10 protein-coding genes are annotated in these 13,418 nt (G+C 71.6%); 3 read left to right on the forward strand and 7 right to left on the reverse strand.

Features of this window, described 5'->3' with window-relative positions:
* Positions 1-223: 223 nt before the first annotated feature.
* Entirely contained in the window at positions 224-1,609 is a 1,386-nt protein-coding gene (locus tag UIS43_RS04610; RefSeq protein WP_019607156.1) for an amino acid permease, read from the reverse strand.
* 393 nt (positions 1,610-2,002) lie between these two features.
* Here UIS43_RS04610 and UIS43_RS04615 point away from each other — a divergent pair, with 393 nt between their 5' ends.
* The 3 genes from UIS43_RS04615 (at position 2,003) to UIS43_RS04625 (ending at position 4,731) form a co-directional block, all read left to right on the forward strand.
* Entirely contained in the window at positions 2,003-3,262 is a 1,260-nt protein-coding gene (locus tag UIS43_RS04615; RefSeq protein ID WP_358413529.1) for a histidine kinase, read from the forward strand.
* Positions 3,259-3,915: a response regulator transcription factor gene (locus UIS43_RS04620; RefSeq protein ID WP_013153219.1), complete on the forward strand. Its 657-nt coding sequence runs from the start codon at positions 3,259-3,261 to the stop codon at positions 3,913-3,915. Before UIS43_RS04615 ends, UIS43_RS04620 begins: the two co-directional genes overlap by 4 nt.
* 105 nt (positions 3,916-4,020) lie before the next feature.
* Positions 4,021-4,731, forward strand: a complete 711-nt coding sequence (locus tag UIS43_RS04625; protein ID WP_013153220.1) for a class I SAM-dependent methyltransferase — start codon at positions 4,021-4,023, stop codon at positions 4,729-4,731.
* A gap of 54 nt (positions 4,732-4,785) precedes the next feature.
* On the opposite strand, the gene UIS43_RS04630 is transcribed toward UIS43_RS04625, so the two are convergent.
* The 6 genes from UIS43_RS04630 to UIS43_RS04655 all read right to left on the reverse strand — a co-directional run bounded on the left by UIS43_RS04630 (position 4,786) and on the right by UIS43_RS04655 (position 13,340).
* Entirely contained in the window at positions 4,786-5,532 is a 747-nt protein-coding gene (locus tag UIS43_RS04630) for an alpha/beta fold hydrolase (protein WP_013153221.1), read from the reverse strand.
* Positions 5,533-5,544: 12 nt separating this feature from the next.
* Positions 5,545-6,363, reverse strand: coding sequence for an exodeoxyribonuclease III (locus tag UIS43_RS04635; RefSeq protein WP_370013228.1), 819 nt, complete (start codon positions 6,361-6,363; stop codon positions 5,545-5,547).
* 25 nt (positions 6,364-6,388) lie between these two features.
* Positions 6,389-7,378, reverse strand: a complete 990-nt coding sequence (locus UIS43_RS04640) for a tyrosine-type recombinase/integrase (RefSeq protein WP_013153223.1) — start codon at positions 7,376-7,378, stop codon at positions 6,389-6,391.
* A gap of 252 nt (positions 7,379-7,630) precedes the next feature.
* Complete coding sequence (locus UIS43_RS04645; protein ID WP_013153224.1) at positions 7,631-8,707, reverse strand: acetate/propionate family kinase; 1,077 nt, start codon at positions 8,705-8,707, stop codon at positions 7,631-7,633.
* Positions 8,707-11,055: a phosphoketolase gene (locus UIS43_RS04650; protein WP_071622133.1), complete on the reverse strand. Its 2,349-nt coding sequence runs from the start codon at positions 11,053-11,055 to the stop codon at positions 8,707-8,709. The genes UIS43_RS04645 and UIS43_RS04650 overlap by 1 nt, the downstream gene beginning before the upstream one ends.
* 1,256 nt (positions 11,056-12,311) lie before the next feature.
* Positions 12,312-13,340, reverse strand: a complete 1,029-nt coding sequence (locus tag UIS43_RS04655) for an acyltransferase domain-containing protein (protein ID WP_013153226.1) — start codon at positions 13,338-13,340, stop codon at positions 12,312-12,314.
* Positions 13,341-13,418 lie beyond the last annotated feature (78 nt).

The following is a 13,418-nucleotide window of genomic DNA, read 5'->3' on the forward strand; positions in this document are numbered from 1 at the left end:
GGGGTGCTCCTCTCAGAGGTTGCGCAGCACCCTAGCGACAAAACCCAGAAACGGCATCACATCACCTCAAGACGGGCATCCGTTCCGGGGGAGGGAACCGTATCCACGGCAACGGGGCCCCGCCCCCACCGGGAGCGGAGCCCCGCCAGACCGCCGCGTCGGTCGAAGCCCGGGCCGGAACCGCCACCGCGACCCCCGCCCGACCACCGTTCCCCGAAGCGCGCTAGTCGGCGCCCGGGTGACGGCGCAGCGCCTCCGCGTCGGGCCGGTCGGGCACCGCCAGCACCCGGTCCGTGGGCGGCGTACGCCCCCACCGGCGCCGGAACTCATAGGCCACCAGCGCCACCACCACCGACCCCACCGACGCCAGCAGCGCCTGACGCTGGTCGGGGATGACCACCATCGCCACGAAGATCGTCACCAGACCCCCCAGCACCACCCACGTCAGGTACGGGAACGCCCACATCCGCAGGGTCAGCCGCTGCGGCTCACGCCGACGCACCCGCGCCCCCACCACCAGCTGCGAGGCGCAGATGGTCAGGAACAGCACCAGCAGGATCGCGCCGATGGAGGCCACCAGGAACGGGAACACCCGGTCGGGCCACAGGTAGTCGGCCACCGCCGCCCCGTACCCCACCACGGTGCCGAGCAGGATCGCCCGCACCGGCACACCCCGCCGGTTGGTCCCGCGCAGCACCCGCGGGGCGTCCCCCTGCCGGGTCAGCGTGAACAGCATCCGCGAGGAGGTGTACATCGCCGCGTTCAACACGCTCAGCACCGCGATGAGGACCACGATCTCCATGATCAGCGCCGCCCCGGGCACACCCACGTGCTCCATCACCGCCACGAACGGGCTGCGCCCCGGATCCACGCTGTTCCACGGCAGCACCATCACCACCACCACGATCGAGGCCACATAGAACAGCCCGATCCGCCAGAGCACGTTGGTCACCGCCGAGGCCACACCGCGCTCGGGCTCGGAGCTCTCGCCCGCGGCCACGGTGATGATCTCCACCCCGCCGAAGGCGAACAGCACCACCACCGTGGCGGCCAGCACCGCCACCCACCCGTTGGGCGCCACCCCGCCGTGCTCCCACAGGTTGGCCACACTGGAGCCGTCCGCGCCGCTCCACAGACCCACCGCCCACAGGCCGCCGATCAACAGGAACGCCACGATCGTGGCCACCTTCACCAACGAGAAGAACGACTCGGTCTCGGCGAACACCCGCACCGACACCAGGTTGGCCACCGTCATCGACAACAGCACCAGCAGCGCCAGCGCCCACCCGGGCACCCCCGGCACCCACTGGCCCAGGATCGCCGCACCGGCCACCGACTCCGCGGCCACCAGCACCGCGTACATCCACCAGTACACCCACCCGATGGTGAAACCGGCACGGGGACCGAAGGCCAGGCGGGCGTAGTCGGAGAAGGAGCCCCCGGCCGGGACCGCCACCACCATCTCACCCAGGGCGCGCAGGGTGAAGAACACCAGCGCCCCCGCCAGGACGTAGGAGAGCACCGCCGCCGGGCCCGCCATCTGGATGACCGACCCGGAGCCGATGAAGAGCCCGGCGCCCACCGAACCGCCGATCGCGATCAGCGCCATGTGGCGGCGCCGGAGCGAGTGGGCCAGTCCGGCACCGGGGGTCTGCGTTTGGTTGGCCGCGCTCGGGGGCGGCGTCGCACTGCTTGTCACCTGGCCAACCTTAGGCAGCATCCCACCCCCTGGACAGGACCGGCCCCTCAAAAAACAGCGGATGACCCCATCATGTGCCATATGCAACAGTCACCGACGGGCCCTCACCTCCCGCGAAACGCCCACCGCACCCAACCCGGGCCCCGCTCACCCCGCACGCGGGGGACACACGGGGGAGGGGCGCCCGTCAACACCACACCGGGCGACGCCCGGGCCGCGAACACACCCCACCCCCGAACACACCCCCAGCCTCACCCCGCCGGGGGAGGCGCCACCGCCCCCGCCTGTGCCACGATCACCCACGTGCGCCACCTCACCCCGCTCCTGCGCCCGCTCACCAGCGCCCACACCTACCGGCGCTGGGCCTACCTCGTCATCGGCGGCGCGCTCCTGATGCCCTACGCCATGGCCGCCCTCGTCCTGGCCACCCTCGTCAACCCCACCCCCGCACCCGCCGCCTTCGCCCTGACCCTCACCGCGGCCCTGGCCGCCGTCGCCGCCACCGCCTACCTGCCCGGCACCCGCAGCGCCCAGACCCACCTGGCCCGCGCCCTGCTCCGCGGCCCCCTCACCTCCACACCCCGCCCCAACCCCACCTGGCGCAGCAACGCCCGCACCAGCCTGTGGCTGTGCCTGCACATGCTCACCGGCATGGCCGTGTGCCTGCTCACCATGGTCGCCCTGACCGAGGCCGCCCTCCTGGCCGTCGCACCCCTGACCCGCGACGTCGCCACCATCGCCCAGGGCCCCCTGACCTTCATGGGCCAGACCGCCCTGACCCCCGCCCAGCGCGCCCTGGGCCCCCTCATCGGCCTCGCCCTGCTCGCCGCCCTGGTCTACACCACCGCCCTGGTCGGCCACCTGCTCACCCTGGCCGCACCCCGCCTGCTGGGCCCCTCACCCACCGAACGCCTGGCCGCCGCCCAGGCCCACGCCCACACCCTCGCCGAACGCAACCGTCTGGCCCGCGAACTCCACGACTCCCTGGGCCACGCCCTGTCCGTGGTCACCCTCCAAGCCGCCACCGCCGCCCGCCTGCTCGACACCGACCCCGACTTCGCCCGACAGGCCCTCACCCACATCGCCGACCAGGCCCGCACCGCCACCGCCGACCTCGACCACGCACTGGGCATCCTGCGCGAGAACACCCCCACCCCACGCACCACACCCCCCGACCTGGCCCACCTGCCCCACCTGGCCCGCGCCACCCAACACACCGGCACCGACCTGACCCTGCACCTGAACGGCGACCCCGCACACGTCCCCGCCCTGCTCTCCCGCGAGACCTACCGCATCAGCCAAGAAGCCCTCACCAACGCCCTGCGCCACGCCCCCGGCCAACCCCTCACCCTCACCCTGGACATCACCCCCACCGCCCTGACCCTGACCCTCACCAACCCCCTCCCGCCCACCCGCGCCCACCGCACCCCGCGAGGGCGCGGCCACCACGGCATCACCGGCATGCGCGAACGAGCCCACCTGCTCGGCGGCACGCTCACCGCCGGCCCCCACCACGGCACCTGGCACCTGACCTGCCGCCTGACCTGGAAAGAACAACCGTGATCGCCATCAACCTCGTCGACGACGAAGCCCTCATCCGCGCCGGACTGGCCGCCCTCATCAACGCCGAGGACGACATGCGGGTCACCGGCCAGGCCGACGACGGCGCCGACGTACCCGACCTGGTCCGACGCACCCGACCCGACCTGGTCCTGATGGACGTGCGCATGCCCCGCCTGGACGGCATCCAGGCCACCCGCACCCTGCACACCACCCTGACCCACCCGCCCCGCGTCATCGTCCTCACCACCTTCGACAACGACGACTACGTCTGGGGCGCCCTACGCGCGGGCGCCCACGGATTCCTCCTCAAACGCACCCCGCCCGAGGACATCCTGGCCGCCATCCGCCTCGCCCACCGCGGCGACACCCTGCTCTTTCCCACCGCCCTGCGCCACCTGGCCGCCACCCAACCCGCCGCCCCCACACCCGCCGCCCGCGCCGTGGCCACCCTCACCCAGCGCGAGTCCCAGACCCTCACCCTCATGGCCCAGGGGCTCACCAACGCCGAGATCGCCGACCGCCTCTTCCTGGGCACCGAGACCGTCAAGACCCACGTCTCCCACATCCTCACCAAGCTCGGCGTCCGCGACCGCACCCAGGCCGTGATAGCCGCCTACGACTCCGGCCTCATCCGCCCCAACACCGGCCGCTGAGCCCTCCCGCGCACAACGACACACCCACCCCCAGATGAACACACGGCGACAACACTGCTACTTTCAGCAACCACACCGTGTCCATGCCGCACCCGGGGAAACCACATGCCCACCACCATCGACCTCGACCACATCCGCCACCTCTACCGCACCCACCGCGACGACCTGGCCCGCGTCCGCGACCAGATGCGCCACCACCACACCGCCAACCCCCACCTGCGCCCCTGCACCGACGACATCGAAGCCGAGATCACCTACCTGCTCCTGCGCGAGAACGCCCCCGCCCACACCGTCCAGATCGGCACCGACCACGGCTGGTCCACCACCTGGATCCTGTCCGCCCTACGCGACAACGGCACCGGCCACCTGCACTCCTTCGACACCCGCGACCACGCACCCCGCCACGTCCCCACCGACCTGGCCCGCACCCGCTGGACCTTCACCCACGGCGACATCCGCACCAGCACCGCCCACCTGCCCCCGCGCACCGACCACCTGCACATCAACGCCACCCACCAGGGCTGGTTCGCCCGCTGGTACCTGCACCACCTGCTGCCCACCCTGCCCCCGCACACCACCGTCACCGTCCACGACGTCTTCCGCCACCACTCCACCCCGCCCTTCACCGAAGGCGCCCACGTCATGGCCTGGCTCACCACCCACACCACCGGCTTCTTCACCGCCTCCGCCGCCCGCGCACCCCACACCCACCGCGCCCTACGCGAACTCAAGGAAGAACTCGGCCTGACCACACCCCTGCACCCCGGCCACCACAACCCCGCCATCTACTTCCGCCTGCCCGCACCCACCCCCTGACACGCGAAGGGGGGCGAAGGCACACCAACCCCCGCCCCCGCGGCCGCAGCGGCCTCAGCCCTCCCCGGCCTCCACCGCACGCCGCACACGCTCACGCCCCGACACCACATCAGCCGCGTCCGCGACGATCCGCGAAAAATTCACCGGCTGATCCAGACTCACCATGTGCCCCGCCCGCGGCACGTTCACCAACCGACCATCCACACACGAGTCGAAGAAACGCTTCTCATGGATCCGGAAGTGGTCCCGCGCCCCGTTGATCAACCACACCGGCCCCTCATACGACGCCAACGCCGCCAACACGTCCATCTCCGAGACCGCGTCGATCACCGCCGTGGCCGCCTCCACCGCCAAACCACCCCCCAACACCGCGTCCGCCGCACCATCACGCAACGTCAACCGGTGGAACCGCTCGTTGACCGCCGCACCCTTGTCCGGCAACCGATCCATCAACACCGCCGGGATCCGGTACACCTGCGCCAACAACTGCGCGGGCTTGGCCGTACACCCGGCCGCCACCAACCCCGCCACCTTCCCCGGAGCGGCGGCCGCCGTCGCGATCGAGACGAACCCGCCCAGGCTCAACCCCACCACCAGCGCCCGGCCGCCCACACTGTCGACCGCCGTCAACACCGCGTCCACCGCACGCCCCAGCGAGAACTCCTCACCCCGCCGCGACCCGTGCCCAGGAAGATCGGGGACCACCACCGTGCGCCCCTCGCTCTCCAACAACTCCACCTGCGGGCGCCACATAGTCCCCGACACCCGCAACCCGTGCACCAGAACGATCGGCACACCCATGACCGCCTCCTCCTACCGCACCCGGTAGCGCACCGTCACCGGAGCGTGATCCGACCAACGACCCGCATGCTCGGACGCACGCTCCACCCGCGCGTCCACCGCACACCCCGCCAACCCCGGCGTGGCCACCTGAAGATCAATCCGCCACCCCGCGTCGTTGTCGAAGGCACGACCACGGTAGGACCACCACGTGTAGGGCCCCTCCTGGTCCGGATGCAACGACCGCACCACGTCCACGAACCCCGCCTCACCCAGAACCCGCGACAACCACTCCCGCTCCTCGGGCAGGAACCCCGCGTTCTTACGGTTGGCCCGCCAGTTCTTCAGATCCACCTCGGCATGGGCGATGTTCCAGTCCCCGCACACCACCAGCTCACGACCGCGCTCCTCCACCTCGGCCCGCCGCTTGACCAGATACGGCAGGAACGCCTCCATGAAACGCTCCTTCTCCTCCTGGCGCTCGGTGCCCACCTCACCCGAGGGCAGGTACAGGCTCGCCACCGTCACCCCACCCAGGTCCACCTCCACATACCGGCCCGCGTCCTCGAACTCGGCATGCCCGAACCCCACCCGCACCTCGTCGGGCTCACGCCGCGAGTACACCGCGACCCCCGCACGCCCCCGCGCCGCGGCCGGAGCCAACACCACGTGCCACCCCTCAGGCGCCACCACACCCGCCGGCAACTGCTCGGCCTCGGCCCGCGTCTCCTGAAGGCACACCACATCGGCGTCCGTGCCCGCCAACCACCCCACGAACCCCGGATCCTTCTTCGCCGCGGCCCGCAACCCGTTCACGTTCACCGATGACACAGTCAAATAAGTCGTATCCACAGGCAAAGCCTAGCCACACCCCGACTCAGCCGCCCCCGCCCTCGGCCACCAGACGCCGCAGCACCCCGTACGTACGGTTCGACGACGCCGCCTCCCGCTGCGCCCGCGCCGTCACCTCGATGTAGGCCTGCGACGACGCCACCGACGCGTGCCCCAGCAGATGCATGATCTCCGACACCGACGCCCCGTCCTCCGCCAACCGCGTCGCGAAGGTGTGCCGCAACGCGTGCACCAGCGTCCCCCGCGCCACCCGGTCGTGCACACCCGCGTGCTTGTAACACTGCTGCACCAGATACTGCAGCCCGCCCCGGCGCAACCCCTCACCCCGGTTGTCCACCAACAACGGATCCGACCCCCGCACCACCCCGAACCGCTCACGCCGCGAGACCAGATAGGCCTCCAACAACGCCTCCAACGGCACCTCGATCGGCAGGACCCGCTCACCCCCGCCCTTGCCCACCACCCGGATACGGCGCTCACCCGAACGCCCGCCCACCGACTCCACCCGCAGCGACAACATCTCCGCCGACCGCATCCCCGTCAGCAGCGCCAACGCCAACACCGCCAGGTCCCGCTCCGGCCACGGATCACGCGCCTTGCGCGCACCCCGCGCCAACGCCTCCAACAACCGCTCCGGCGTGTCCTCGCCCATCAACGGCTTGGGCCCCGAAGGGCGCACCCGCGGCCGCGGCACCGCCGACATCGGATTTCCCGCCACCACCCCCTCCGACACCCAGAACCCGAAGAACCCGTTCCACGTCGACCACGCCCGCACCACGCTGGAGGCCGCCCGCTCCCCGGCGAACTCCGCGAACGCCGCCCGCAGCACCCCCGCCTCCAGGTCCTGCCACTCCACCTGCTCAGGCTCCACACCCATCACCTGCGCCACACACCCCAACACCCCGCGCAGATCACGCCGGTAAGCGGCCACCGTATGCGGGGAGGGCTTGGCCGCCCGACGCGCCACCAGGTACTGCTCCACAGCCTCGGCCACAGGCCCCGTCTGAGCACTCATACCCCCAGCATCCCCGATTCCGCGGGCGCTTCCACCGCCCGCCTCCACCGGGTGCCGAACACGTCCGAACCCGTCGGACACCCGGCAGCGGGGGAGAGGACACCACGACGCACCCGGGAACCGCACGGCAGCGGGGAAGAGGAGGAGGCACCCGACCACGACGGCACGGCGACACCCCGCACCCACCAGGAACCCCGGAAGCGAAACCGCGCGAAGAACCCAGACAAGGCACAGAAACCGGGGGAGAGGCACTCACCCCCCGCCCAGCACCCGCCGCACCCCCGCCGCGATCTCCACGTCCTCACGCGAGGGCACCACCAACGTGCGCACCCGCGCACCCACACCCGTCACCTCCGCCTCACCCTCCACAGCCGCATTCACCGCACCATCCACACCCACACCCAAGAAACCCAGCCCCCGCGCCACACGCTCACGCACCGGAGCCGCCGCCTCGCCCACACCACCGGTGAACACCAACGTGTCCACCCCGCCCAGCGCCGCCGCCATCGACGCCACACCCGCACACAACCGGTGCACGTACACCCCCAGCGCCAACCGCGCCCGCGCGTCGTCGCGCTCCAACACCTCACGCATGTCCTCGGTCCCCGCAAGCCCCAACAACCCCGACTCGCGCTCCAACCCCCGCTGGACCTCCTCCACCGACAACCCGCCATGGCGCACCAACCACACCACCAACCCCGGATCCACACTCCCCGAACGCGTGGCCATCACCACCCCCTCCAACGGGGTGAACCCCATCGTGGTGTCCACACACCGGCCGCCCGCCACCGCCGCCAACGACGCACCCGACCCCAGATGCGCGCTCACCACACGCTCACCACCGGTCAACTCCGCCGCCCGCCGCGACACATAGGCGTGCGAGAGCCCGTGGAACCCGTACCGGCGCACCCCCCACTCCCGTCGCCACCGCTCGGGCACCGCGTACGTCGACGCCACCTCCGGCAGACCGGAGTGGAAGGCGGTGTCGAAACACGCCACCGCCGCACACCCCGGCAACACCCGCCCCACCGCCTCGATCGCCTCCAACGCCTTGGGCTGGTGCAGCGGCGCCAACGAACCCCACGCCCGCAACCGCTCCACCACCGAGGCGTCCAACCGCACCGGATCGACGAACTCACCGCCCCCGTGCACCACACGGTGACCCACCGCGTCCACCTCGGGCACACCCTCCAGCGCCCGGCTCAGCTCCCGCGGGTCCCAGTGCCCCCCACGCGCCGCGAGCGACTCCGAGGCCAGCACCGCGCCGTCACCGTCCACCACCCCCAGCTTCAGGCTGGAGGACCCCGCGTTGACCACCAGAACACGCATCAGTACCGCCACACCCACTCACGGATCTCCGCCGGATCCTCACCGAACTCCCGGGTGTGGGCGCGGTGCCGCAACCGCTCGTCCACCATCCGCTGACGCACCTGGGCCGACCGCTGGCCCAGTCCCGGAACCCGGTCGATCACGTCCATGACCAGATGGAACCGGTCCAGGTCGTTGAGCATCACCATGTCGAACGGTGTGGTCGTCGTGCCCCGCTCCCGGTATCCGCGCACGTGCAGGTTCGCGTGGCCCGCCCTGCGGTAGGTCAACCGGTGCACCAGCCACGGATACCCGTGGAAGGCGAAAACCACCGGCTTGTCCGTGGTGAACAGGGCGTCGTACTCGGCGTCGGGCAACCCGTGCGGGTGATCGCTGTCGGGCAGCAACCGCATCAGGTCCACCACGTTGACCACCCGTACCCGCACCCCCGGCAACCAGCGGCGCACCAGGTCCGCGGCCGCCAAGACCTCCAACGTGGGCACGTCACCCGCACAGGCCAGAACCACGTCCGGATCCGCCCCACCGTCGGTACTGGCCCACTCCCAGATCCCGATCCCGCGCGCGCAGTGCGCCACCGCCTCCTCCATCGACAGGTACCCCAGCCCCGGTTGCTTGCCCGCCACCACCACGTTCACGTAGTCGCTGGAGCGCAGGCAGTGGTCGGCCACCGACAACAGCGTGTTGGCGTCCGGCGGCAGGTACACGCGCACCACCTCCGCGGGCTTGTTGAGCACCACGTCCAGGAACCCCGGATCCTGGTGGGTGAACCCGTTGTGGTCCTGACGCCACACGTGCGAGGTCAACAGGTAGTTCAACGACGAGATCGGCCGCCGCCACGGCAGATCCCGGGACACCTTCAACCACTTCGCGTGCTGGTTGAACATCGAGTCCACGATGTGCACGAACGCCTCGTAACAGCCGAACAGCCCGTGCCGCCCGGTCAACAGGTACCCTTCCAACCACCCCTGGCACAGGTGCTCGCTGAGCACCTCCATCACCCGGCCGCCGGGCCCCAGGTGCTCATCGGTCGCCAGCCGCTCGGCCTGCCACTCCTTGTCCGAGGCCTCGAACACCGCGTCCAACCGGTTGGAGGCCGTCTCGTCAGGCCCCATCAACCGGAACGTGCGCGGATTGGACCGGATCACGTCCCGCAGGAAACGGCCCAGCACCCGAGTCGCCTCACCGGTCTGCGTCCCGTTCCGGCCCACGTCCACCGCGTACCCGCGAAAGTCCGGCAGCACCAGCTCCCGACGTAGCACCCCGCCGTTGGCGTGCGGACTCGCACTCATCCGCCGTTCGCCCTCCGGGGCCTGCGCGCGCACCTCGGCCACCGGGGCACCCGACTCCTCGAACAACTCCTCGGGCCGGTAGGAGCGCATCCACTCCTCCAACTGCCTCAGGTGCCCCTCGTCCGAACGCACCTGGCCCAACGGCACCTGGTGGGAACGCCACGTCCCCTCCACCGGCACACCGTCCACCTCCGCCGGCCCCGTCCACCCCTTGGGCGAACGCAGGATCACCACCGGCCACACCGCGCGCCCGCGCACACCCGACACCCGCGCCCGGTGCTGGATCCGCGCGATCTCCTCCAGAGCCTCGTCCACCGCCTCGGCCATCCGCCTGTGCATGTACTCCGGATCCTCACCGCTGACCAGCAGCGGCCGGTACCCCAGCCCCTCGAAGTAGGACAGCAGTTCCCGCTCGGGGATCCGCGCCAGCACCGTGGGATTGGCGATCTTGTACCCGTTCAGGTGCAGGATCGGCAGCACCGCGCCGTCGTGCACCGGGTCCAGGAACGCGTTGCCGCGCCAACTGCCCGCCAGGGGGCCCGTCTCGGCCTCCCCGTCGCCCACCACGCACGCCACCACCAGGTCGGGGTTGTCGAAGGCCGCGCCCTGGGCGTGCGCCAGCGAGTACCCCAGCTCCCCGCCCTCGTGGATCGACCCCGGCGTCTCGGGCGCCACGTGGCTGGGCACCCCGCCGGGGAAGGAGAACTGCCGGAACAGCCGCCGCATCCCCTCCACGTCCTGGCTCACGTGCCGGTACACCTCGCTGTAGGTGCCCTCCAGCCAGGCGTTGGCCACCGCGGCCGGACCGCCGTGCCCCGGCCCCATCACGTACATCATCTCCAGGTCCCGATCACGGATCGCCCGGTTCAGGTGCGCGTAGCAGAAGTTCAGCCCCGGGGTGGTGCCCCAGTGCCCCAGCAGGCGCGGCTTGATGTGCTCGGGCCGCAGTTCCTCACGCAGCAACGGGTTGTCCAGCAGGTAGATCTGCCCGACCGACAGGTAGTTCGCGGCCCGCCAGTAGGCGTCCACGCCTCGTAGTTCGTCCTCTTGCAGGGCCATGCCTCGTCCTCCCGGGAGGGTGCCTTCGTGCGCGGAGGGGGAGCGGCGGGCCGGTGGACCGGGGGAGTCCGCACCCGATCCGACTACGGTAACCCTGTGTGATCGTCAGATCACGGGCGACGTGCCGCGGGGTCGTCCGGCCCGGGCGGGGAACCGTTGTTCGCCGCGCCGCCCTCCTGCCCGGGGCGGGGGAGGGGAAACGCGGGGAGCCGCTTCGCGTGCGACGCCGGACTCGAAGGTTCGGGCGGGGGCGAAGGAGCCCGGCGGGGCACGGGGTCGAGCGCGAAGGGAGGGGCGGCGGTCACCGGTGAGCGACTCGGCGGCCAGCCAACCGCCACGAAACTTCGCATAGAAGTACAAAACCCTACAAAATCATGCATAACACGGTTTATGCATGAAACATGGAGGAATCGGGAGAGGGGCGCGTTCGCAGGGGACACCCCGCCGCCCACCAGCGCCTTCTCCCTGGAGCCGACCCGCCGCACCGGGACCTCGCGCCCCGCCTGGACGACCACTGCGGGGGAAGACACCCGGGTCGCGGGCTGCCGCACGACGCCCGACATCGGGGCGAACGCGGCCCCCGGGGCGCCCACGCTGAGGCACCCGGCGCCGAGGCCGGCCTGGACACTCCGAAGGGATGGGTCGGTCTCCGCGCACCGGAGCGGGCGACAGGCCAGGTCGCAGCCGCGCCGAGGACGGCCAGCCAATCGCTCCCGTGCGCCAGCCTCCAGGGCCGGGACGCGGCCGCCATGGACTCCGGATACGCAGCGGCTCCGGGCTCCAGACATCCGGCCGGGCCCGCAACGGTCACCCGACGCCCGTGCGATGGCGTTCAGCGACCCGGCCACTCAGCCACGCCGTCGTAGGCGGGTCAGGATCCCGGCGCACTCCAGGCGGCGCGGCAGCGGCGAGAGCGCGCCCGAGTCCAGGTGCGGAGCCCGGCCGAGTCCGTCGAGCCGACGCCCACCCAACCCCGGACGCGCACACGTCCCGCAGAGCAGCGAACCCCTTCCCCGCAGGCACTCCCATATCGCCGATAATGCACATTATGTAAAGTAGAGCCGGAACAGCCCCTCTCCCGTCCACGCCCTCACGCCCCACAGGCCTGAACGGCTCCCCGCAACCGGACGAAGACCTCAACCTCCGCCCCGGCCCAGCCGCGCCCGACGAACCCCTCCCGCCGCCCCGCACCCCCGGCGACCGCCTTCCCCGGGACCCGCGGCGGTCGCGGGTCCCGGGGAACGCACACACGGTCCCTATCCGGGCAGCCGCAACCACCCCGTGCGCACCTGCCACGCACCCCCCGACTCCAACCGCTCCACCACCGCACGCTCCAACCGCGTACGCCGACCGGCCGCGGCCACGTCCACCACCGGCATCCCGAACACGAACCGGAACACGTCCGACTCCCCCGGCTGCCCGCGCCCCACCAGCGTGAACCGCCGCTGGAACCCCACGATGTTGGAGCCCTCCCCCAACACCTCCTCCCACTGCGGGTCCAGCAACCACGACGTACACGTGGCCACCACCGGATCGAACCCCAGGTGCGCCCGCGCGAACCCCCGCGCCCGCCCCAGCGCGTCGTCCACCGACGCCGGGTCCAGGCCCCCCGAAGGAATGTGCAACCGCAGCGCCAAGTCCCCGCGGCCCATCCCCGGGCCCAGCCGCGCCGCCTCCTCCCGGGCGTACCACTCCACACCGCCCTGGTCGGTCAGCACCCCCGGCTCCAGCTGCAACCCGCCCACCCAGTACAGGCGCCCCCGGAACTGCGCCGCCACCCACGCCGCCGTCTCCACGCCCAACCGGCCGAACATCCGCCGCGACCGCGCCACCTGCACGCCCACGTCGGCCAGCGTCGCCGCCGTCACCGCCGGATCCACGCCCAGCTTCGCGTGCGCCTCGAACTGCGCGGGCACCCGCGCCGCGAACGCCCACAGCGACGCCGCGCGCACCCGCGCGTCCTCGGCCTCCACCAACGACGGCCAGTCCCGCCACTCCCCCAGGGCCAGGTCCGCGTCCGCGCACAGACGCCGGTACATGCACCCCACCAGGTACCACAGCTCCGGCGGCCACTCCCCCGACGCCGAACCCGAACCCGGCCAGAGCGCCGCCACCTCGGCCCGGTCCACCGCCTCCAGCGCGAACAGGTCCAACACCCGCTCCGCCTCAGCACCCACCGGAACCTCCAGAGCCCTCACCGGCTCCGGCAGCCGCTCCGCCTCCTCCAGCCACAGGCGCACATCCGCACCCAGACCGAAACGTTCCACCACCGCGACGCTATCCATCCCCACATCATGTCCCAGCGCCCACGCGACGCGCGAGTGAGGCCAGGCTCACAGGTGGGCATAGTGTTGACGTAACCC

The organism is Nocardiopsis sp. LDBS0036, from assembly GCF_041228755.1.
GTDB lineage: Bacteria > Actinomycetota > Actinomycetes > Streptosporangiales > Streptosporangiaceae > Nocardiopsis > Nocardiopsis dassonvillei.

Bases quoted from the DNA above. Each gene is read 5' to 3' on its own strand.
- UIS43_RS04610 (WP_019607156.1), bottom strand. From the start codon at position 1,609: ATGGCGCTGATCGCGATCGGCGGTTCGGTGGGCGCCGGGCTCTTCATC.
- UIS43_RS04625 (WP_013153220.1), top strand. From the start codon at position 4,021: ATGCCCACCACCATCGACCTCGACCACATCCGCCACCTCTACCGCACC.
- UIS43_RS04630 (WP_013153221.1), bottom strand. From the start codon at position 5,532: ATGGGTGTGCCGATCGTTCTGGTGCACGGGTTGCGGGTGTCGGGGACT.
- UIS43_RS04640 (WP_013153223.1), bottom strand. From the start codon at position 7,378: ATGAGTGCTCAGACGGGGCCTGTGGCCGAGGCTGTGGAGCAGTACCTG.
- UIS43_RS04645 (WP_013153224.1), bottom strand. From the start codon at position 8,707: ATGCGTGTTCTGGTGGTCAACGCGGGGTCCTCCAGCCTGAAGCTGGGG.
- UIS43_RS04650 (WP_071622133.1), bottom strand. From the start codon at position 11,055: ATGGCCCTGCAAGAGGACGAACTACGAGGCGTGGACGCCTACTGGCGG.
- UIS43_RS04655 (WP_013153226.1), bottom strand. From the start codon at position 13,340: ATGGATAGCGTCGCGGTGGTGGAACGTTTCGGTCTGGGTGCGGATGTG.